Here is a 21510-nt window from a genome sequence, read left to right as displayed (position 1 = left end):
GAGGCCTCCGCGCAGGGACGACGAAGGGGCTCATCGCAGCCGGGACGGCACCTGGCCGCGGTGCGGTCCGGAGGACCGCGGTGTCACCGTCATCGGTCCTGCCAGCGGAAGGTGGCCGCGCAGAGGAAGAGGCCCGCGACGCACCAGACGGACAGGACGACGGCGACGGTGCCCAGCTCCCAGGAGCCGGCCGGCTCGCTCGCGGCGAGGGAGTCGGGCAGGAACACCGACCGCAGGCCCTGCGCCAGCCACTTGACCGGGAAGACCGCGGCGACGTCCTGCAGCCAGCCGGGCACCTGGTCGAAGGGCATGAAGACGCCGGAGATGAACTCCAGCACGAGGGCGATCGGCGTGATCGTGGCCGACGCGGAGCGCGCGTTGCGGGCGAGCGAGGAGACCGCGATGCCGAGCAGCGTGCAGGCGGCCGCGCCCAGGACGGTGACCCAGGCGAAGGTCAGCCAGTCCGTGCCCGACGGGAGGTCGATGCCGAAGACCAGCACGCCCACCAGCAGCAGGATCGCGATCGTGGCGGCGGTGACCGCGACGACCTGCACCACCTTGCCCACGAAGTAGGCGGTCTTGGGCATGGGGCTGCCGGCCAGGGCCTTGAGCGTGCCGTCGGAGCGCTCGCCGGCGATGTGGATGGCCATGTTCTGCAGGCTGGCCCCGACGATGCCGGCGGCGATCACCCCGGCCATGAAGTACTGCGGGAAGTCGACGCCGGAGCCGAGGTCGTAGTCGAGCACCGCGCCCAGGCCCAGCAGCAGGATGACCGGGAACAGCAGGGTGAACACGACCGACTCCCGCTGCCGGAAGAACTCCTTGAGCTCGACGCCGGCCCGGGTGCGGGAGACCCGGCCCAGCGACGGCAGCGCGGTGGTCACGACCCGTCCCCGATCATCGTGAGGTAGACGTCCTCCAGGCTGGGCCGGCTCACCGCGAGGTCGGGCACCTCACCGGGGAAGTGCGCGGCGAGCTCGGCGACGAAGGCCGTGGGGGTGGCGGTCTCGGCGTGCCGCCGGACGCCGTCCTCGGTCCAGCTGACCACCGCCGGGGCGGTGCCCCGCCCACCCAGCGCCGTCGGGACGGCGACCTCGGCCAGCTGCCCGCGCGCGATGACGCCCACCCGGTCGGCCAGCTCCTCGGCCTCGTCCAGGTAGTGGGTGGTCAGCAGCATCGTGGTGCCGAGCTCCCGCAGCGAGCGGATCAGCGCCCAGAACTGGCGGCGCGCCTCCGGGTCGAACCCGGTGGTCGGCTCGTCGAGGAACAGCAGCCGGGGCCGGCCGACGATGCCCAGCGCCACGTCCAGCCGGCGGCGCTGCCCGCCCGAGAGCGTGCGCCCGCGGGCACCGGCCTTGTCGGTCAGCCCGACCAGTTCGAGCACCTCGTCGGGGTCGCGCGGGTCGGCGAAGTAGGACGCCTGCGCGGTCAGCAGCTCGCGCACCGACAGCTGGCTGTCGCCGGCGCCGGACTGGAGCACGATGCCCAGATCGGCCTTCCAGCTCCGCCCGCCCTTCGCCGGGTCCACCCCGAGCACGCGCACCTCGCCGCCGTCCCGGTCGCGGTAGCCCTCGCAGATCTCCACGGTGGTGGTCTTGCCGGCCCCGTTGGGGCCGAGCAGCGCGAAGATCTCGCCCCGGTGGATGTCCAGGTCCAGACCGTCGACGACGGCGCGGTCGCCGTATCGCTTGACCAGGCCGCGGATGGAGATGGCGGCCTCGGGATCGGGCGGGGAGGAGTGCTGCGGGGACGCCGCCGCCGTCGATCGGATCACGAGAAGACAGTCTCCCTGCCCTGTCGCGCCGAGTGGGCCCCGGAGGGGTCCGCGCAGGGGTGACGCAGCGGCTCCGCGGCGGTGGGGGACGGCTCCTGGTGGCGGTGCGGCCCGGAGGGTCGCGGTGTCATTCGATGCGGTCGAGGACCAGGGGCAGGGGCTGCTCGCCGGTGTCGATGCCGATGGCGCCCTCGAGCGCCTCCAGCGCCCGCGGGATGCGGCCGGCGTCGTCGGTCTGCAGCTCCAGCAGCGGCTGACCCGCGGTCACCCGCTCCCCCACACCGGCGGTCCAGGTGACGCCGGCGGCGGCCTGCACCGGGTCCTCCTTGCGGGCGCGCCCGGCGCCGAGGCGCCAGGCGGCCACCCCGAGGGCGTAGGAGTCCAGCCGGGTCAGGGTGCCGGTGGCCGGTGCGGTCACGACGTGCCGCTCGGCCGGCTGCGGCAGCGGCGCGTCCGGGTCGCCGCCCTGGGCGGCGATCATCCGGCGCCAGACGTCCATCGCCCGGCCGTCGCGGAGCGCGTCGGCGGGGTCGACGTCGCCCCGGCCGGCGCCGGCCAGCATCTCCCGGGCCAGCGCGAGGGTCAGCTCCACGACGTCGGCGGGGCCACCGCCGGCGAGCACCTCCACCGACTCGGCGACCTCGACGGCGTTGCCCGCGGTGCGGCCCAGCGGCCGGTCCATGGCCGTCACCAGCGCGACGGTGCGCACGCCGGCGGCCTCGCCCAGCCCGACCATCGTGCGGGCCAGGGTCCGGGCGTCGTCGGCGTTCTTCATGAACGCCCCCGAGCCGGTCTTCACGTCGAGAACCAGCGCGTCGGCGCCCTCGGCGATCTTCTTGCTCATGATCGAGCTGGCGATCAGCGGGATGGACTCCACCGTGCCGGTGACGTCGCGCAGCGCGTAGAGGAGCTTGTCGGCCGGCGCGAGGTCGTGACCGGCTGCGCAGATGACCGCCCCGACCTCGCGCAGCTGGCGGAGGTAGGCATCCTCGTGCACGTCGGCCTGCCAGCCGGGGATCGACTCGAGCTTGTCCAGCGTGCCCCCGGTGTGCCCGAGCCCCCGGCCCGACAGCTGCGGCACGGCCACCCCGCAGGCGGCGACCAGCGGCGCCAGCGGAAGGGTGATCTTGTCGCCCACTCCCCCCGTGGAGTGCTTGTCGGCGGTCGGCCGGCCCAGCGCGGAGAGGTCCTTGCGCTCGCCGGAGTCGATCATCGCCTGCGTCCAGGCGGCGAGCTCGTCCGGTGACATGCCCCGGAAGAAGATCGCCATGAGCAGGGCGCTCATCTGCTCGTCGGGGACCGCACCACCGGTGTAGGCGCCGATGACCCAGCCGATCTGGTCGGCCGTGAGCTCGGACCCGTCCCGCTTGGCCCGGATGACGTCGATCGCGTCGTGCCCGGCCATCAGCCCTGCCCCCGCTCGGCGGCAGCCGTGCCACCGGCCGACCGCGTGGCGGCAGCCGTGAGGTCGTCGGGGCCGAAGGCGTCCGGCAGCACCTCGCGCATCGGCACGATGCCGAGCGAGACCGTCTCGATGAGCATGTCCGCACCCCCGTGCTCCCACAGCAGCTGGCGGCACCGGCCGCACGGCATCAGCGGCTGCCCGTCGCCACCGACGCAGGCCACCGCGACCAGCCGGCCGCCGCCGGTGCGGGCCAGGTCGCTGACCATCCCGCACTCGGCGCACAGGCCCAGCCCGTAGGAGGCGTTCTCCACGTTGCAGCCGGTGACGACGCGGCCGTCGTCCACCAGCCCGGCGACGCCCACCGGGAACCGCGAGTAGGGCGCATAGGCGTGGGTCATCGCCTCGCGGGCCGCGGTGCGCAGGCCCTCCCAGTCGGGCTCGGGCACAGCGGTCACTAGTGCTCTCCTCGTCGGTACACCAGGCCGTCGGCCTTGGGCATGCGCAATCGCTGGGAGGCCAGCGAGAGCACCAGCAGGGTGGTCAGGTGCGGGGTGAAGGAGACCAGGCCCGGCGCCAGCTCGTCGATCGTCAGGAAGCCCGTCAACGTGATGCCGGCGAACACCGCGGCCGTCACCGCCTGGAGCAGCTTGCGCCGGGTGGCCTGCCACACGGCCACCGCCGCCAGCACGACCGCCAGCAGCAGGAACAGCGCCACCACCGCGCTGCGGCTGCGCAGCTGCAGCGCGTCGGCGAAGCCGAACAGCCCGGCGCCGGCGGCCAGGCCACCCGGGCGCCAGTTGCCGAAGATGAGCGCCGCGAGGCCGATGAAGCCGCGGCCGTTGGTCTGGCCCTCCCGGTAGATGCCGGCGATGAAGACCAGGAAGACACCGCCGAGCCCGGCCAGCGAGCCGGAGATGATCACCGCGATGTACTTCATCCGGTAGACCGCGACGCCCAGGGAGTCCGCGGCGGCCGGGTTCTCACCGCACGCGCGCAGCCGGAGGCCGAACGCCGTCCGCCACAGGATCAGGTAGGAGATCGGGATCAGCAGCACGGCCAGGATGGTCGTGGGGCCGACCCCGCTGGTGAGGCCGCGGAGCACGCCGGCGACGTCGCTGAGCAGGAACCAGTTCAGCCGCTCGAGGTCGCCGAGCAGGTCCGGCCCCGAGGAGAGCACCGGGAGCGAGACCTCCGGTGGCCGGCTGGTCAGCGCGGGCGACTGGGTGACGCCACCGCCGGCCGGGTTGTCGCTGTACAGCAGCTCGGAGAGGAAGCGCACCAGCCCGGCAGCGAGGATGTTGATCGCCACACCGGAGACGACGTGGTCCACGCCGAAGGTCACGGTGGCCACGGCGTGCAGCAGCCCGCCGAGGGCGCCGAAGAGCATGCCGCCGACGATGGCGGCCTGCCAGCCCCACTGGTAGCCGCAGAAACCGGCCCCCCAGGTGCCGAGGGTCATCATCCCGTCGAGGCCGATGTTGACCACGCCGGCCCGCTCGGCGAACAGGCCGCCGAGGGCGGCCAGGCCGATGGGGACGGCGAGCAGCAGCGCCGCGGCGATCGTGGAGGAGGCGGTGAGCGACTCCTCCCCGCTGATCACCCGCACGGCGGAGACCAGGACGAAGGCCCCGACCAGCAGCAGCGTGATCCGGCGGGCGCGGCTGCCGCCCAGGAAGAACTCGGTCAGCGGCCCACGGCCGGCCGGGGTGGCGCGCGTCGAGGCGGTGGTGCTCATGCTCCGGCTCCCCGGGTGTCGTCGGCCTGCCCGGCGCCGGCGGTGCGGCTGACCCCGGCTCCCGTGCCCTGCACGTCCGTGCCGCCCGGTCCGCCGACGTCCCCCGCCGACTGCCCGGTGCTCGTGCTCCCGTCCCCGGGGGCGGCGGCGTCGGCCGCCGCCCCGCCGCGCTCGGCGGAGCGCCGGGCGATCCGCCGGGCCACCTCGTTGGCGATGACGACCGCGAGCACGATCGTGCCCTGGATGATCGTGATGACCGACGCCGGCAGCCCCTCGATCTGCAGGGGCACCAGCGCGCGGTCGAGGAAGGAGAACAGCAGCGCGGCGAACGCGATGCCGAGCGGGTTGTTCCGGCCGAGCAGCGCCACGGCGATGCCGAGGAAGCCCAGGCCGGCGGTGAAGTCGGTGGTGTACGAGCGGGTGTCCCCGAGCAGGTCGGGCAGGCCGATGAGCCCGGCGACGGCGCCGGAGAGCAGCATCGTCTTCAGCACCATCGCCCGGGCGTTGACCCCGCTCGCGCTGGCCGCCGACGGCGAGAGCCCGCTGGCCCGCAGGTCGTAGCCGAACCGGGTGCGGTTCAGCAGCACCGCGAGCGCGACGCCGACGACGACCGCCACCAGGAGGAAGCCGTAGAGCTGGCGCGGCGGGTCCGCCAGCCCGAGTGCGCCGAAGATCCCGTTGAGGCTCGGCATCCAGCCGGACTCGGGGATGTCGGCGGTGCTGATGATCGAGGCGCCCGGCTCGCTGCCCCGGAACGGGCCGGTGAGCAGGAAGGAGGCGATCCCCAGCGCGATGAAGTTCAGCATGATCGAGCTGATCACCTCGCTCACGCCGCGGGTGACCTTGAGGACGGCGACGATGCCCGCCCAGAAGGCGCCCACCACCACCGCCACCGCCATGATCAGCAGCACGTGCAGCGGCCCGGGCAGCGCCACGGCGGCCCCGACGGCGGCGGCGACGATGGTGGCCAGCCGGTACTGACCCTCGACGCCGATGTTGAACAGGCCCATCCGGAAGGCGATCGCGACGGCGAGCCCGGCGAGGAAGAGCGGGACGGCGCGGTTGAGCACCACCACGACCGCGGTCATCTGCTGCGACGGGGTGTCGCCCAGGTCGAACATCACCCGGAAGACCTCGAACGGGTTCACCTGCAGCGCGGCCATGACCAGGCCGGAGATGACGACCGCCACCAGGACGGCGAACACCGGGACACCGACGGTGGGCCCGAGCCGTCGGAGCGCGCTCACGCCGCGCCTCCCGCGCGGGCGCCGGTCATGTGACCACCGAGCGCCTCGGGCGTGACGTCCGAAGGGTCGAGGGTGGCGACCAGCCGGCCGCGGAGCATGACCTGGAGCGTGTCGGAGAGGCCGATCAGCTCGTCGAGGTCGGCCGAGATCAGCAGGATCCCCATCCCTTCCGCGCGGGCGTCCTTGAGCAGTTCCCAGATGACCGCCTGGGCGCCGACGTCGACGCCGCGGGTCGGGTGGGCGGCCACGAGCAGCCGCGGCGCGGCGCTCATCTCGCGGCCGACGATCAGCTTCTGCTGGTTGCCGCCGGACAGGGCGACGGCGAGGGTGTCCGGGCCGGGGGCGCGGACGTCGTACTCGCGCATGATCCGCGCGGTGTCCGTGCGGGCCCCGCGGCGGTCGATGAACGGCCCCTTCACCGCCGGCGGCCGGGTCTGGTGACCGAGGATCCGGTTCTCCCAGAGCGTCGCGTCCAGGAGCATGCCCTGGCGGTGGCGGTCCTCGGGGATGAACCCGATGCCGGCCTCGCGGCGGGCCCGGGTGGTCCAGCCGGTGACGTCGTCGTCGCCGAGCAGCAGGGTGCCCCCGGCCGGCGAGCGCAGGCCCATGATCGCGTCGACGAGCTCGGCCTGGCCGTTGCCCTCGACGCCGGCGATGCCGACGACCTCGCCCTCCCGGACGGTCAGGGTGACGCCGTCGACGACCGGGCGCCCGGCGGACGAGGCGACGGTGAGGTCGCGCACCTGCAGCACCGGGCGCTCGCGCACCGTGGAGGCGCGCGTCTCCGGGGAGGGCAGCTCTGAGCCGACCATGAGCTCGGCCAGCTGGTGGCTGGTGGTGGTCTTGGGGTCGGCCTCCCCGACCGTGGTGCCCCGGCGGATCACCGTGATGGCGTCGGCGACCTTGCGGACCTCGTCCAGCTTGTGCGAGATGAAGATGACGGTGAGGCCCTCGCGGGTGAGCTCGGCGAGGTTGCCGAACAGCTCGTCGACCTCCTGCGGCACCAGGACGGCGGTCGGCTCGTCGAGGATCAGCGTGGTCGCGCCCCGGTAGAGCACCTTGGCGATCTCCACCCGCTGCCGGTCGCCGACCCCGAGCGCCTCGACGAGCACGTCGGGCTCCAGGTTGAGCGCGTAGCGCGAGGAGATCTCCCGGATCCGGCGGCGGGCCTCGGCCCGGTCCAGCCGGCCGGCCTTGGTCGGCTCGCTGCCCAGGACGATGTTCTCGAGCACGGTGAAGTTGTCGGCCAGCATGAAGTGCTGGTGCACCATGCCGATCCCGGCCTCGATGGCGTCGGCCGGGCTGCGGAAGCGGACCTCCCGCCCGCCCAGCAGGATCTGGCCCTCGTCCGGGCGGTGCATGCCGTAGAGGGTCTTCATCAGCGTGGACTTGCCGGCGCCGTTCTCGCCCACGATGGCGTGCACCTCGCCGCGGCGGACCCGGAGCTCGATGTCCTTGTTGGCGACCACGCCGGGGAAGCGCTTGGTGATGCCGCGCAGCTCCACCGCGTACGGGGCGTCCCCGGGCCCCGCGCCCGCGCCCGGCGCGGTCGCGCCGGGCGCTCCTGTTGCGGCCATGGTGGGCCTCTCCCTCGTGTGCGGCCGCGGGTGCGCGGCGCACGTCTGCTCAGTCCTCGCGGGAACGGTCGGCCCCCGCGGATCGGCGTCGTCCCCGGTGCGGCCGGTCGGAGGGCTCGCTGCGGACGACGTGCCGCATGATCTCGCACTCCCCGGCCGCCGGGGAGACCGGCCCCGCGCTCCCGGGTCCGGCACCCCCGGCGCGACGACGGCGGGCCCGGGTGGGGACCCGGACCCGCCGTCGGGGCCCACCATCGGTGCGGGTCCGCCGGAGCGGACCCGCACCGGGCGTCACGGGGTCGTCGGGACCTCGATGTCGCCGCTGATGATCTGCTCGCGGTAGGTGTCCAGGTCGTCCTGGATGTCGTCGATGAAGCCACCGCTGGTGGACAGGCCGACGCCCTCGCTCTCCAGGTCGAACCGCTGGTTCTCGCCGCCGGCGACGTCACCCTCGACGTAGTTGCCGATGAACTGCTCCACGGCGTTGTCGACGCGCTTGAGCATCGACGTCATGATCACGGCCTGGAGCGCCGGGTCGTCGACCGTCTGGTACTGGTCGGAGTCGACGCCGATGGCCCGGCCACCGGACTCGGCCGCGGCCTGGAAGACGCCGATGCCCGAGCCGCCGGCGGCGTGGTAGACGATGTCGGCGCCGGCGTCGTACATGCCCTGCGCGACGATCTTGCCGCGGGCCGGGTCGTTGAACCCGGAGAAGTCACCGGCCGGCGAGATGTACTGCGAGTCCACCTGGATGTCCGGGTTGACCGCCTCGACACCCGCCTCGAAGCCCGCCTGGAACTTCTGGATCAGCGGGGTCTCCACACCGCCGACGAAACCGACGTGGTCGGCCTCGGTCTTCGTCGCCGCGGCGACGCCGGCGAGGAAGGAGCCCTCCTCCTCGGCGAAGAGCAGACCGGTCAGGTTCTCCGGGCTGCCCGCGTCCTCCACCGCGCCGTCGACCTGGGCGAAGGTGACGTCCGGGTACTGCTCGGCGATGTCACCGATCACATCGCTGTAGGCGAAGCCCACGGCGATGATCGGGTCGTAGCCCTGGTCGGCCAGCTGGGTCAGCAGGTCGGCGCGGTTGGAGCCGTCGTCGTTGGGGCTCAGCTTGGCGACGGTGCCGCCGTTGGCCTCGATCGCCGCCTCGACACCGGCCACGGCCGAGTCGTTGAACGAGCGGTCGCCCTCGCCGCCGGTGTCGAACGCCAGGCCGATCTTCGGCGCGTCCGCCGCGGCACCGCCGCCGGTGTCGCCACCGTCAGCGGCGGGCTCCTCGTCGCTGGCACAGGCCGTGAGGGCCAGGCCGCCGGCCAGCAGCAGTGCCGCAGCCTTCGTCATCCGCGCTCGGCGCAAGACGATCTCCTCTCTGGGGGGAGAACGCGCCACACGGCGGCGCCTCCCGGGGGTGATTTCCGCGTGCCCGGGGTCCCGCGGCGAGCGGGTCGACGGTGCACGACCCCCGGACGCTAACCGCGCGCATCACGGGGGCAGCAACGTCTGCGGCGGACTGAGACCCGATCGTTGCGAAGGGTCCTCCGATCGGGGTCGCCCGCACCCGCGGGCGGTGGCGGTCGTCACTGGCCGCCTAGCCTCGGCGGCATGGGACGACCACGGCGGGCGGCGACCGCCGCGGCCGTGGCGGTGGCGCTCGCGCTCCCCGCGACGGGTGCGGCGCGGGCCGAACCGGCGGGCGCGACACCCACCGCGGCTCCCACCGCACCGGCCACCGCACCCACGCGCCCGACCGTCGACCTCGCCGCTCCGACGCCGACCGCCCCGCGCACCGGCCTGCCGCCCCGGGGCAGCGCACCCGACGGCAGCACGGTGGGCGGGGACCGGCTGCGCACCCGGGGCGTGGTCGTCGCCGAGGCCGCCCCGCCGCTGCCCGACGGCCTCGCCGCGTCCTCCTGGCTGGTCGCCGACGCCGGCACCGGCGCGGTGCTGGGCGGCCGCGATCCGCACGGCCGCCACTACCCGGCCAGCACGCTGAAGACGCTGACCTTCCTCACGCTGGTCGACCGGCTGGACCCGGCGGAGGTCGTGGTGGGCACGGTGGCCGACGAGCAGGTGGAGGGCAGCCGGGTCGGGCTGGTCGACGGCGGCCGCTACCCGGTACCGCTGCTGTTCACCGCGCTGATGCTCCAGTCGGGCAACGACGCCGCCTCCGCGCTGGCGCGGGCGGCCGGGGGTGACGCGGCCACCCTCGCCGAGATGAACCGGACCGCGGCCGACCTCGGCGCGTTCGACACCGTCGCCGGCACGCCGTCCGGGCTCGACGTCGCCGGTCAGTCGTCGTCGGCCTACGACCTGGCGCTGATCTTCCGGGCGCTGCTGGAGCACCCCGTCGCCGCCGGTGTGCTGGCCACGCCCACGGCCGACATGCCGCCGGTGGAGGGCCGCTCCCTCGGCTACCAGATCCAGAACCAGAACCCGCTGCTGCGCGCCTACCCCGGCAACCTGGGCGGCAAGACCGGGTTCACCGACGCGGCCAGGCATACCTTCGTCACCGCCGCCGAGCGCGACGGGCGGCGGCTGGTCGTCAGCGTGCTCGACACCGAGAACGTGCCGCTGCGCGCCGCCGACCAGGCCGCCCTGCTGCTGGACTGGGGCTTCGCCGTCCCCGCGGGCACCCCGGGGGTGGGCCGGCTGGTCCGCCCGGCCGACCTCGTCCGGACGCCGGCCACTCCCAGCCCGGTCCGGACGCCGGCCGCCGGGCCGGTGGCCGCCGGGCCGATGGCCGCCCCGCCGGTGGCGGCCGGACCGGCCGACGACGCGGCCCCGGGCACGGCGGTGGGCCTCGCGGGGCTGGCCGCGGCCGCCGCGGTCGGGGCGGTGGTCAGCCGGTGGCTGGTCCGGCGCCGGCGTCCTCGTCCGACCGGGCCGGCGGCTCCGCCGGGGCGGCGTCCTGCGCCGCGGCCGAGCTGGCGGTCCAGGCGGCGGTGAAGAAGGCGAACCGGAAGACGACGTTGATCCACACCAGGATGCCGACCGCGCCGCCGAAGGCCGAGGCGGTCACGCTGCCGGAGATCAGCGTCAGGTAGAGGTTCCCGATCAGCTTGAGCACCTCGAACCCGGCCGCACCGAACAGCGCCCCGGGCAGCAGCCGGCGCACCGGCAGCGACGTGGAGGGCACCACCCTGAGCAGCCAGAGGAAGACCACGACGTCGCCGGCGAAGGCCAGCGCGAGGCTGAGGACCGCCGTGACCACGGCGAGGCCGGGGGCGTCCTGCAGGCCCAGCAGGTCCAGCAGCCAGGCGGTGGCCCAGGTGGCCACCGCGGTGAGACCCAGGCTGAGCAGGCCGACCGCCCCGAGCACGATCAGCGCGACGACGTCCTGCAGGTTGTCGCGGAGGAACTCCGGCTCGTCGGCGTGGCCCTTCCAGATCCGCTCCATGCCGACGCGCAGCTTGTCGATCGCCCGGAGGCCGGCGTAGAGGAAGCCGACCAGGCCGATGACGCCGACGACCCCCGCGGAGCCGACCGCCGACCGCAGGTCGGCGACGATGTCCCGGCCGGTGGACCCGGGGAACGCCTCCCGGATGGCCGCGTAGAGCTCCTGCTGGAGCAGCTCGTTGCCCGCCAGGACCAGCGCGATGACGGAGGCGACCAGCATCAGCACCGGGAACAGGCCCAGGAAGGCGAAGTAGGTGACGCCCGCGGCCATGAGGTCGCCCTGCGTCCGCTGGTAGCGGCCGCCGGCGCGGGCCAGGTGGTCCAGCCACGGCGACCGCCGGCGGGCGGCGTCGGCGGTCGCGCCGACGCGGTCCCACATCCGGGCCGGCCAGCCCTTGGCGTCGCTCAGCGCGGCGGACCGGTCAGCGGGTACTCCCGGGCCACCGTCCACGCCCCCTCGGGGGTCTGCTCGAACTCGGTGAAGTGCTCGACGCGGAACTCCGCGGAGAGCTCCTGCAGACCGCTGTAGGCCAGCTGGAGCATGTCCGGCTCGACGTCGTGGGCCACCGTGACGTGCGGGTGGTACGGGAAGGACAGCGACCGCTCGAGCGGCCCCCGGCGGACGTCGTTGGCCAGCAGCTCGCAGTGGCCGATGCCGCGGGCCACCGCCACGAACACCACCTCGGACACCGGCGTGAACGTGCCGGTGCCGGCCAGGTGCATGTCGAACGGCGGGTGGCAAGCGGCGACCGACCGCAGGTGGGCGCTGATCGCGGCGCGGTCGCTGCACGCCACCTCGGTCGGCGGCAGCAGCGTCACGTGCGGCGGCACGATCCGCGCCTGCGGATCACCGACCTTGGCCCGCCACTCGACCAGCAGCTGCGCCCACGGCTCCGGGATCGGCACGATGACGCCGAGCACCGCGGTCTCCGGCGGCGCGGGGCGCCGGGCGACGAAGGTGTCGTCGTTCATGCCCGCGACCCGGCCGGTGGCAGGAACCCGACCCGGTCGTAGGCCTGGGCCAGCGTCGCGGCCGCGACCTCCCGGGCGCGCGTGGCACCGGCGGCGAGGATCCGTTCCAGCTCCGCCTGGTCGTCGAGCAGCTCCCGGGTCCGCTCCTGGACCGGCGTCACGAAGTCCGTGACCACCTCGGCGAGCTCCTTCTTCAGGTCGCCGTACCCCCGCCCCGCGAAGTCCTGCTCCAGCTGGGCCACGGTCCGCCCGGACAGCGCGCTGTGGATGGTCAGCAGGTTGGTGACGCCGGGCTTGCCCGCGGGGTCGGCGACGATCTCCCGGCCGGTGTCGGTGACCGCCGAGCGGATCTTCTTCGCGGTCACCTTCGGCTCGTCCAGCAGGAACACGCAGCCCGCCCCCGGGAGGCTCTTGCTCATCTGCTTCTCGGGGGTCTGCAGGTCCAGGATCTTCGCCGCGCCGGGCGGGATGAAGGCCTCGGGCACGGTGAACGTGTCGCCGAACCGGCTGTTGAACCGGACGGCGAGGTCGCGGGTCAGCTCCAGGTGCTGGCGCTGGTCCTCCCCGACCGGCACGCGCGCGGCCTGGTACAGCAGGATGTCGGCCACCTGGAGAACCGGGTAGGTGAACAGCCCGACGGTGGTGTTGGCCGAGCCCTGCCGCTGGCTCTTGTCCTTGAACTGGGTCATCCGGCTGGCCTCGCCGAAGCCGGTGAGGCACTGCATCACCCAGCCGAGCTGGGCGTGCTCGGGCACGTGGCTCTGCACGAACAGCGCGCTGCGCGACGGGTCGACGCCGAGCGCGAGCAGCTGGGCGGCCGAGGTCAGGGTGTTGCGCCGCAGCTCCGCGGGGTCCTGCGCCACCGTGATCGCGTGCAGGTCGACGACGCAGTAGAACGCCTCGGCGGAGTCCTGGAGGTCGACCCACTGCCGCAGCGCACCCAGATAGTTGCCGAGGTGGAAGGAGCCGGCCGTCGGCTGGATGCCGGACAGCACACGGGGAAGAGCCACGTCGGCCATCAAACCAGCCGCGGCGGAGGTCCGTTCCGACCTCCCCCGTCCGCTTCCCCCGTCCGGGGAAGGGGCGCCCGGTCGGGGCTGGTCACGGCGCCGCGGCGGCCAGGGCGTCGTCCAGGGCGGCGAGGAAGACGTCGTCCTCCTCGGGCGTGCCGACCGTCACCCGGATGCCCTCGCCCGCGAACGGGCGGGTGATGACCGCGCGGGCCTCCAGCGCCGCGGCCAGCTCCGCCGTCCGCTCCCCCACCGGCAGCCACACGAAGTTGGCCTGGCTGTCGGCGATCGGCAGGCCCCGGTCGCGCAGGGCGGCGGTCAGCCGGTCGCGCTCGGCGACCACCGCGGCGCACCGGACCCGCACCTCGTCCTCGCTGCCCAGCGCGGCGACCGCGGCCGCCTGCGCGACCATGCCCACGCTGAAGGGCAGGTGCGTCTTGCGGACGGCGGCGGCCACCGCCGGGTCCTCGGCCAGCAGGTAGCCCACCCGCAGGCCCGCCAGCCCCCAGGCCTTGGAGAACGTGCGCAGGACCGCGACGTTCGGCCGACCGCGCATCAGCTCCACGCCGTCGGGGACGTCGGGGTCGGTGACGAACTCGCGGTAGGCCTCGTCGAGCACCACCAGCGTCTCCGCCGGCACCGCGTCGAGGAAGCGCTCCATCTCGCGGCGGCGCACCGCCGTCCCGGTGGGGTTGTTCGGGTTGCAGACGAAGACCAGCCGGGTGGTGCCGTCGACCGCGGCGGCCAGCGCGTCGAGGTCGTGGGTGTCGGGGGCCCCGCCGTCGCGGCCCGGCACCAGCGGTACCTGCACCGCCCGCGCCCCGGCGACCCGGGCCAGCAGCGGGTACATCTCGAACGACCGCCAGGCGAAGGCGAGGCCGGTGCCCGGGTCGTTGTAGGCCTGGGCGAGCTGCTGGCAGATGGCGACCGCGCCGCACCCGGTGGCCACCTGCTCCGGCTGCACGCCGTACCGGTCGGCCAGCGCCCGGGTGAGGACGACCGCCCCGTTGTCCGGATAGCGGTTGCACTCCGTCATGGCCGAGGCGACCGCCTGCACGACGGCGGGCAGCGGCGGGAACGCCACCTCGTTGCTGGCCAGCTTGACCGCCCGTGGCACGCCGATCTCGCGCGCCAGGTCGGCCGGGTTGCGCCCGGGCCGGTAGGCCGGGAGCGACTGCACCGCAGGTCGGGCACTGACCACGAGATCCTCCACCACTCCGGCCGCCCTCATAGGGTGGGCCCATGCGCGTACTCGTCGCCGGCGGAGCCGGCTACATCGGCAGCGTAGTGACGGCGGCGCTGCTGGCCGACGGTCACGAGGTCACCGTCCTCGACGACCTCTCCACCGGGCACGCCGACGCGGTGCCCGAGGGCGCCACGCTGGCGCAGGTCGGGCTGCACGACTCGGCGCCGGTGCTCGCCGACGTCCGGCCCGAGGCGGTGCTGCACTTCGCCGCCAAGAGCCTCGTCGGGGTCTCGCAGCAGCAGCCGGAGGACTACTGGCACACCAACGTGGGCGGCAGCCTGGCCCTGCTCGAGGCGATGCGGGCGGTCGACTGCCGGCGGATCGTCTTCTCCTCCACCGCGGCCACCTACGGCGAGCCCGACGCGGTGCCGATCCGCGAGGACGCCCCGACCCGGCCGACGAACACCTACGGCGCCTCGAAGCTCGCGGTCGACCACATGCTCACGTCCTACGCCGTCGCGCACGGCTTCGCGGCGGTCAGCCTGCGGTACTTCAACGTCGCCGGGGCGGCCTACGGCCTGGGCGAGCGGCACGCCACCGAGACCCACCTCATCCCGATCGCGCTCCAGGTGGCGGCGGGGCAGCGCGAGTCGCTGACCGTCTACGGGCAGGACTACCCCACCCCCGACGGCACCTGCATCCGCGACTACGTGCACGTCGAGGACCTCTCCGACGCCCACCTGCTGGCCCTGCCGGCCCCGGCCGCCGGCGAGCACCGGATCTACAACCTGGGCAACGGCACCGGCTTCTCCGTGCAGCAGGTCGTCGAGGCCGCCCGCGAGGTCACCGGGCACCCGATCCCGGTCACCGTCGGCGAGCGGCGGGCCGGCGACCCCGCCCAGCTCGTGGCCGCCAGCGACCGGATCCGCACCGACCTGGGCTGGACGCCGAAGCACACCGACCTGGTCGGCATCGTCCGCGACGCCTGGGACGCGGCGAACGCCCGCCGCTAGACCCGCTCAGCCCGCCGTCCGGCCGTCCGGTTCGCCCTCCGGGGCCTCCGCCGGCGGCGGGCTGACCACCAGCCGGGCGATCCGCCGTCCGTCCAGCTCCAGCACCGACAGGGTGCGGCCCTGGGTCTCCACCGCGTCCCCGACCTCCGGCAGCCGGCCGAGCTCGGCCAGGACGTACCCGGCGACGGTCTCGTACGGCCCGTCGGGCAGCTCCAGGCCGGTCGCCTCGGTGAAGTCGTCCAGGTTGAGCAGGCCGTCCACCTCGCGCGGGGAGTCCGGGGACTGCCGCGCCTCCGGGGCGACCTCCTCGTCGTACTCGTCGTAGATCTCCCCGATGACCTCCTCGATGAGGTCCTCCAGGGTCACGATGCCGTCGGTGCCGCCGTACTCGTCGACGACGATGGCCAGGTGCTGGTTCTCCCGGCGCATCTCGCTCAGCACCGTGAGGACCCCGGCGGTGCCGGGCAGCCGGGTGACCTCGCGGGCGAGGTCCCCCACGGTCGCCGCCCGCCCGGCCGGGTGGTTGGGCAGGAACAGGTCGCGGACGTGCACGAAACCGACGACGTCGTCCTGGTCGCGCCCGGCGACCGGGAACCGGGACCAGTTGGACTCCGCGACCAGCTTGGCCGCCCGGCTGGCGGTCGTCGACGCCTCGAGGAACTGCACCTCGGTGCGCGGTGTCATGACCTCGCGCACCTCGCGCTCCCCCGCCCGGAACACCTCGTCGATCAGCCGGCGCTCGTCGCTGCTGAGCGACTCGTGCGCCGCCACCAGGTCGCGCAGCTCCTCCTGGCTGATCGACTCGCCGCTTGCCTTGGGGTCACCACCGAGCAGCCGGACCATGCCGTTCGTCGACTTCGACAGCAGCCAGATGACCGGGCGGGAGAGCCGGGCGATCGCGTTGAGCGGCGCGGCGACGAGCAGGGAGAAGCCCTCCGCCCGCTGCAGCGCCAGCCGCTTGGGGGTCAGCTCACCGACGACGAGGGAGACGTAGCTGATCGCGATGGTGACCAGCACCAGCGCGAGCGTGCCGGCCAGCCCCTCGCTCGTCCCGCGGGACTCCAGCCAGTCGGCCAGCGGCGCCGACAGCGTGCTGGCACCGAAGGCGGCCGAGAAGAAGCCGGCCAGGGTGACCCCGACCTGCACGGCGGCCAGGAACTGGTTCGGGTCCTTGAGCAGCTTCTGCACCGCCTGACCCCGGCGGCCGCCCTGCTCCCCCATGGCGCGCACCTGGGACTCCCGCAGGGAGACCAGGGCGATCTCGGCGCCCGCGAAGGCACCACCGATCATGATGAAGACGACGACCATGACGATGTTGAGCCAGACGTCGCTCACCGGCGGCGTGCTCCTCGGGGTTGGCGGTGCGGGCGGACGCATCCATGGTGCCCGGTCCACGCTGCCCACTGGGGCCCCGGGTTGCGGCACGGCGTCCCGCCCCGGCCCGCACGTGCGGGGAACCTGCTCCCCGGACGCCGGATCAGCGTGCACCTTCCCCGATCGTGCAGCGCCGGTACGCGGCCCGGATCCGGGCCACCAGCGCCACCGGGTCCCGGAGGTCCGCGGCGGTGACGTGGAGGACCGTCCAGCCGATGGCGACCAGCCGGTCGAGCCGGCGGCGGTCCTTCGCGAACTGCCCTGGCTCGGCGTGCCACGCCCCGTCGTACTCGACGGCCAGCCGGGCGTCGGGGAAGGCGAGGTCGACTCGTGCCACGAAGCCGCCTGCCGCGTCGCGCACGACGAACTGCGGAACGGGCGCGAGCCCGCCGAGGGCGAGGAGGACGCGCACCCGGGACTCCGGTGGCGACTCGGCCCGCAGGTCGGCCAGCTCCACCGCCCGCCCCGCGCGCCGGGAGCCTCGTGCGCCGCCGAGGTCCGCGGCCGCCTGCCGCAGCTCGGGGTGCGCCACGACCCCATCGGCGAGGAGCACGTCGAGCGCCGGCACCGCGTCGAGCAGTGGCTCGGTCCGGGCGATGTCGAGGGCGGTGCGGACGGGCGAGGTGCACCGCCGACTCCCGACGCGCACGACGTCACCGGGTGCGAGCGCGGCCTGGCGGATGCGCAGGCCGGTCACCGGCCCGAACCGCCCGGCCGGGTCGACCGTGACCTCCACCGGCATGCCGACGTCGGCCAGCGCGGTCGCGCCGAGGAGGTGCGCCGCGGTACGGCCGCTGAACACCGCCCCGGGTGGGCACAGCAGCGCGGCGCCGGTGACCCGCAGACCCACGGTCAGCGGCAGCGCCGCGTCGGCGTACACCCCGCGGAAGAGCCGCCGCCAGGCCGAGCTGCGCAGCTCCCCCGCCGTCAGCAGTCCCCGGGACAGGACGTCCCGCTTCCGGAACACCCGCCCGCGCAGCTGCTCCGGGCGGCGGGGCGGGGGCATGGCCTCAGCGTGCCCGGGAGGTGGTGCCGCGCGCGGGCGCCATCCACAGGCCGCCAGTTCCGGGAACGTGCTGCCCGGACGCCGGATCGGCGTGCACCTTCCCCGAACTCGTCGGGTACCGGGGACGGACGCACGACGGCCCCCTCACCCGGGTGGGCGAGGGGGCCGGCGCGAGGTGCTCAGGCCGGTGTCAGGCCAAGCGTCAGGCCAAGCGTCAGGCCAAGCGTCAGGCCATGGCCTTCTGCAGGTTGCTGTCGATGGCCGCCAGGAAGTCCTGGGTGTTCAGCCACGGCTGGTCCTTGGAGATGAGCAGCGCGAGGTCCTTGGTCATCTGGCCGCTCTCGACGGTCTGGACGCAGACCCGCTCCAGCGTCTCGGCGAACCGGGTCACCTCGGGGGTGCCGTCCAGCTTGCCGCGGTGGGCCAGGCCCCGGGTCCAGGCGAAGATCGAGGCGATCGGGTTGGTCGAGGTCTCCTTGCCCTGCTGGTGCTGGCGGTAGTGCCGGGTCACCGTGCCGTGGGCGGCCTCGGCCTCGACCGTGCGGCCGTCCGGGGTGGCGAGCACCGACGTCATGAGGCCGAGCGAGCCGAAGCCCTGCGCGACGGTGTCGGACTGCACGTCACCGTCGTAGTTCTTGCAGGCCCAGACGTAGCCGCCCTCCCACTTGAGCGAGGCGGCGACCATGTCGTCGATCAGCCGGTGCTCGTAGGTGATGCCGGCCTCGGCGAACTTGTCCTTGAACTCGGCCTGGAAGGTCTCCTCGAAGATGTCCTTGAACCGGCCGTCGTAGGCCTTGAGGATCGTGTTCTTCGTGGACAGGTAGACCGGGTACTTGCGGGCCAGCCCGTAGTTCAGCGAGGCGCGGGCGAAGTCGCGGATCGAGTCGTCGAGGTTGTACATCGACAGCGAGACACCGGCGCCGGGCGCCTGGAACACCTCGTGCTCGATCGGCTCCGAGCCGTCGTCCGGGGTGAAGGTGACGGTCAGCCGGCCCGCCGACGGGAACTTGAAGTCGGTGGCGCGGTACTGGTCGCCGTAGGCGTGCCGGCCGACGATGATCGGCTTGGTCCAGCCCGGCACCAGCCGCGGCACGTTCTGCATGATGATCGGCTCGCGGAAGATGACGCCGCCGAGGATGTTGCGGATCGTCCCGTTCGGGGACCGCCACATCTTCTTCAGCCCGAACTCCTCGACCCGCGCCTCGTCGGGGGTGATGGTGGCGCACTTGACGCCGACGCCGTGCTTCTTGATGGCGTTGGCGGAGTCGATCGTCACCTGGTCGTCGGTGGCGTCGCGGTGCTCCATGCCGAGGTCGTAGTACTCGAGGTTGACGTCGAGGTACGGGAGGATCAGCTGGTCCTTGATGAACTGCCAGATGATCCGGGTCATCTCGTCGCCGTCGAGTTCGACGACGGTGCCCTCGACCTTGATCTTGCTCACAGGTTCTCCTTGTGCAGTCATGGCCCCGCTGCAGGGCCCCGCCGCGGACGTGCGAACGGTGAGGGGCAGTGGGGTCCTTCTTCAGAGGTCGGCTACGTCGGCCTGCTTGGCCCGCACCGCTTCGGCCGCCTCGCGCAGGCCCGCGAGTTCGTCCTCCGAGAGGTCGCTCTCGACGACGCGCCGCACGCCTCCGCGCCCGATCTCGGCCTCCACCCCCAGGTACACCCCGGAGATGCCGTACTCGCCGTCGACCCAGGTGCACACCGGCATGACGGCGCCGGAGTCGTCGATGACCGCGCGGGCCATGCGGGCCGCCGCGGCGGACGGTGCGTAGTAGGCCGACCCGGTCTTGAGCAGCGCGACCACCTCGGCGCCGCCGTTCCGGGTGCGGGTGACCAGGTGCTCGATGCGGTCGGCGGCCAGCACGTCGGCCAGCGGCTTGCCGTCGACGGTGCAGCGCGAGGGCACCGGCACCATGGTGTCGCCGTGCGAGCCCAGCGTCAGCGTCCGCACCGAGGCGACGGGGACGCCGAGCTCCTCGGCGACGTTGTTGGTGAAGCGCGCGGTGTCGAGCATCCCGGCCTGGCCCATGACCCGCTGGTGCGGGAAGCCGGTGGCCAGCTGCGCCAGCGCGGTCATCTCGTCGAGCGGGTTGGACACGACGATGACGACGGCGTCTGGCGAGGTGCGCGCGACGTTCTCCGCGACCTGGCGGACGATGCCGGCGTTGGTCTCGATGAGGTCCATGCGGCTCATGCCCGGCTTGCGGGGGAGGCCGGCGGTGATCACGACGACGTCGGACCCCTCGGTGCCCTCGTAGGAGCCGCCGCCGACCCCGATCACCTCGGTCTCGAACCCCTCGATGGGCCGCGACTGGTTGATGTCCAGCGCGAGCCCCTCGGGCTTGCCCTCCACGATGTCGGTGAGCACGACGGTCTCGAACACGTCGTACTCCGCCAGCCGGAGCGCGGTGGTGGAGCCGTAGAAACCGGCACCGACCACGGTGACCTTGCCGTTCCTGGGCTGCTTCGCCATGGCCGTCAACCTAGCGCTGGTCGCCGGACCGCGCTGCCGGGGGTCCGCTCACCCACCGGGGATGGCCAGCGCGACGGCGGTCAGCACGACGCCGACCACGGCGAGGAGGACGACGTCGACCGGCCGGCTGCGGACGGCGAGGAAACCCACCCGCCGCACCGGCAGGAGCAGCCGCAGCAGGGCCGCGCCGACCAGCGCCAGGCCGACGACGACCAGCCCCCACCGCCAGTGCTCGAAGGTGACCAGCAGCAGCCCGACGCCGACGACCAGCAGCACGGCGAGCAGCGGCAGCTGCCGCACCAGCCCGGCGAGGAACGGGCGGCGGACGTAGAGCGGCGGACGCGTCACGCGTCCTCCTCGCCGGCGCTCGTCGGCCACGTGCCGTTGCGTGCTCTGCTCATGCGTGACCTCGCAAGCTCGGTCCCGTTCAGGCCGAGAGCGCCTCGAGCGCCGCCGCCTGCTCGGCGGCGAGCACCACGTTCTGCAGCAGCATGGCCCGGGTCATCGGCCCCACGCCGCCGGGGTTCGGCGCCACGTACCCCGCGACGTCCACGACGTCGCGGGCGACGTCCCCGGCGATCTTCCCGTCGACCCGGCTGACGCCCACGTCCAGGACGGCGGCCCCGGGCTTGACCATGTCCGCGTTGATCAGCCCGGGCACCCCGGCCGCTGCGACGACGACGTCGGCGGAACGGACGTGCGCGGCGAGGTCCCGCGTGCCGGTGTGGCAGAGGGTGACCGTGGCGTTCTCCGTCCGGCGGGTGAGCAGCAGGCCGAGCGGGCGCCCGACGGTGATCCCGCGGCCGACGACCACGACCTCCGCCCCGGCGATCGGCACGTCGAAGCGGCGGAGCAGCTCCACGATCCCCACCGGCGTGCACGGCAGCGGCCCGGGGACGTTCAGCACCAGGCGGCCGAGGTTGACCGGGTGCAGCCCGTCGGCGTCCTTGGCCGGGTCCATCGCCTCCAGGACGGCGCTCTCCTCGATGCCCGCCGGCAGCGGGAGCTGGACGATGTACCCGGTGCACGCCGGGTCGGCGTTGAGCTCGGCGACCACGGCGAGCACGTCGGCCCCGGTGGCCGTGGCCGGCAGCTCGCGCTGGATGCTCGCGATGCCGACCTGGGCGCAGTCGGAGTGCTTGGCGCCGACGTACCAGCGGCTGCCCGGGTCGTCGCCGACCAGCAGCGTGCCCAGGCCCGGGCGGTGGCCGGCCGCGGCCAGGGCGGCCACCCGCCCGGCGAGCTCGGTGCGGATCGCCGCCGCGGTGGCCTTGCCGTCCAGGATCGTCGCGGGCACGTCGACAGTGTGCCGGAGGGGATGCCGCCGGGGCTGGTGCGG

General features: G+C 74.0%; 20 protein-coding genes. 2 read left to right on the top strand and 18 right to left on the bottom strand.

The window, feature by feature from the left end:
• Positions 1-89 precede the first annotated feature (89 nt).
• The 8 genes from BD833_RS04220 to BD833_RS04185 all read right to left on the bottom strand — a co-directional run bounded on the left by BD833_RS04220 (position 90) and on the right by BD833_RS04185 (position 9079).
• Positions 90-884 (bottom strand): ABC transporter permease, encoded by a 795-nt coding sequence (locus tag BD833_RS04220; RefSeq protein WP_166531869.1) that lies wholly within the window; start codon positions 882-884, stop codon positions 90-92.
• A complete protein-coding gene (locus BD833_RS04215; protein WP_208092321.1) occupies positions 881-1774 on the bottom strand; it encodes an ABC transporter ATP-binding protein in 894 nt (297 codons plus the stop codon). Before BD833_RS04215 ends, BD833_RS04220 begins: the two co-directional genes overlap by 4 nt.
• A 127-nt stretch (positions 1775-1901) precedes the next feature.
• Entirely contained in the window at positions 1902-3179 is a 1278-nt protein-coding gene (locus tag BD833_RS04210) for a thymidine phosphorylase (protein ID WP_166531868.1), read from the bottom strand.
• The gene (locus tag BD833_RS04205; protein WP_279535990.1) at positions 3179-3634 is read right to left on the bottom strand and encodes a cytidine deaminase; all 456 of its coding nucleotides are present in this window, start codon (positions 3632-3634) and stop codon (positions 3179-3181) included. Before BD833_RS04205 ends, BD833_RS04210 begins: the two co-directional genes overlap by 1 nt.
• The gene (locus tag BD833_RS04200) at positions 3634-4914 is read right to left on the bottom strand and encodes an ABC transporter permease (RefSeq protein WP_166531867.1); all 1281 of its coding nucleotides are present in this window, start codon (positions 4912-4914) and stop codon (positions 3634-3636) included. Before BD833_RS04200 ends, BD833_RS04205 begins: the two co-directional genes overlap by 1 nt.
• On the bottom strand, positions 4911-6161 hold the full coding sequence (locus tag BD833_RS04195; RefSeq protein ID WP_166531866.1) for an ABC transporter permease: 1251 nt from the start codon (positions 6159-6161) through the stop codon (positions 4911-4913). Before BD833_RS04195 ends, BD833_RS04200 begins: the two co-directional genes overlap by 4 nt.
• A complete protein-coding gene (locus tag BD833_RS04190) occupies positions 6158-7738 on the bottom strand; it encodes an ABC transporter ATP-binding protein (protein ID WP_166531865.1) in 1581 nt (526 codons plus the stop codon). The genes BD833_RS04195 and BD833_RS04190 overlap by 4 nt, the downstream gene beginning before the upstream one ends.
• A 291-nt stretch (positions 7739-8029) precedes the next feature.
• Positions 8030-9079: a BMP family lipoprotein gene (locus BD833_RS04185; protein ID WP_166531864.1), complete on the bottom strand. Its 1050-nt coding sequence runs from the start codon at positions 9077-9079 to the stop codon at positions 8030-8032.
• 261 nt (positions 9080-9340) lie between these two features.
• Here BD833_RS04185 and BD833_RS04180 point away from each other — a divergent pair, with 261 nt between their 5' ends.
• Positions 9341-10684, top strand: coding sequence for a D-alanyl-D-alanine carboxypeptidase family protein (locus tag BD833_RS04180; RefSeq protein WP_166531863.1), 1344 nt, complete (start codon positions 9341-9343; stop codon positions 10682-10684).
• Here BD833_RS04180 and BD833_RS04175 read toward each other — a convergent pair.
• From BD833_RS04175 to hisC, 4 genes are all read right to left on the bottom strand, one after another.
• Positions 10578-11585: a YihY/virulence factor BrkB family protein gene (locus BD833_RS04175; protein WP_243737434.1), complete on the bottom strand. Its 1008-nt coding sequence runs from the start codon at positions 11583-11585 to the stop codon at positions 10578-10580. The two genes, BD833_RS04180 and BD833_RS04175, sit on opposite strands and share 107 nt — an antisense overlap.
• On the bottom strand, positions 11540-12106 hold the full coding sequence (locus tag BD833_RS04170; protein ID WP_166531862.1) for a 2'-5' RNA ligase family protein: 567 nt from the start codon (positions 12104-12106) through the stop codon (positions 11540-11542). The genes BD833_RS04175 and BD833_RS04170 overlap by 46 nt, the downstream gene beginning before the upstream one ends.
• Complete coding sequence (gene trpS, locus BD833_RS04165; RefSeq protein WP_166531861.1) at positions 12103-13125, bottom strand: tryptophan--tRNA ligase; 1023 nt, start codon at positions 13123-13125, stop codon at positions 12103-12105. The genes BD833_RS04170 and trpS overlap by 4 nt, the downstream gene beginning before the upstream one ends.
• Positions 13126-13207: 82 nt before the next feature.
• Positions 13208-14317 carry a histidinol-phosphate transaminase gene (hisC, locus tag BD833_RS04160; RefSeq protein WP_243737433.1) on the bottom strand — a complete coding sequence of 370 codons (1110 nt, stop codon included), beginning with the start codon at positions 14315-14317 and terminating at the stop codon, positions 13208-13210.
• Between the two features lie 41 nt (positions 14318-14358).
• Here hisC and galE point away from each other — a divergent pair, with 41 nt between their 5' ends.
• Positions 14359-15315 (top strand): UDP-glucose 4-epimerase GalE, encoded by a 957-nt coding sequence (gene galE / locus BD833_RS04155; protein WP_166531859.1) that lies wholly within the window; start codon positions 14359-14361, stop codon positions 15313-15315.
• Between the two features lie 6 nt (positions 15316-15321).
• Here galE and BD833_RS04150 read toward each other — a convergent pair whose 3' ends face one another.
• From BD833_RS04150 to BD833_RS04125, 6 genes are all read right to left on the bottom strand, one after another.
• Positions 15322-16650 (bottom strand): hemolysin family protein, encoded by a 1329-nt coding sequence (locus BD833_RS04150; RefSeq protein WP_166531858.1) that lies wholly within the window; start codon positions 16648-16650, stop codon positions 15322-15324.
• A 142-nt stretch (positions 16651-16792) separates the two neighbouring features.
• On the bottom strand, positions 16793-17695 hold the full coding sequence (locus BD833_RS04145) for a DUF559 domain-containing protein (protein WP_166531857.1): 903 nt from the start codon (positions 17693-17695) through the stop codon (positions 16793-16795).
• Positions 17696-17921: 226 nt separating this feature from the next.
• Positions 17922-19136 carry an NADP-dependent isocitrate dehydrogenase gene (locus BD833_RS04140; protein WP_166531856.1) on the bottom strand — a complete coding sequence of 405 codons (1215 nt, stop codon included), beginning with the start codon at positions 19134-19136 and terminating at the stop codon, positions 17922-17924.
• 81 nt (positions 19137-19217) lie between these two features.
• Positions 19218-20171, bottom strand: coding sequence for a malate dehydrogenase (mdh, locus tag BD833_RS04135; RefSeq protein WP_166531855.1), 954 nt, complete (start codon positions 20169-20171; stop codon positions 19218-19220).
• A 48-nt stretch (positions 20172-20219) separates the two neighbouring features.
• A complete protein-coding gene (locus tag BD833_RS04130) occupies positions 20220-20519 on the bottom strand; it encodes a DUF3017 domain-containing protein (protein WP_166531854.1) in 300 nt (99 codons plus the stop codon).
• 79 nt (positions 20520-20598) lie between these two features.
• A complete protein-coding gene (locus BD833_RS04125) occupies positions 20599-21468 on the bottom strand; it encodes a bifunctional methylenetetrahydrofolate dehydrogenase/methenyltetrahydrofolate cyclohydrolase (protein WP_166531853.1) in 870 nt (289 codons plus the stop codon).
• Between the last annotated feature and the right edge of the window lie 42 nt (positions 21469-21510).

Source organism: Blastococcus xanthinilyticus, from assembly GCF_008124835.1.
Taxonomy (GTDB): Bacteria; Actinomycetota; Actinomycetes; order Mycobacteriales; family Geodermatophilaceae; genus Blastococcus; species Blastococcus xanthinilyticus.
Note: the sequence above shows the minus strand (reverse complement) of the source record. Positions and strands in the feature narration are given on the sequence as shown.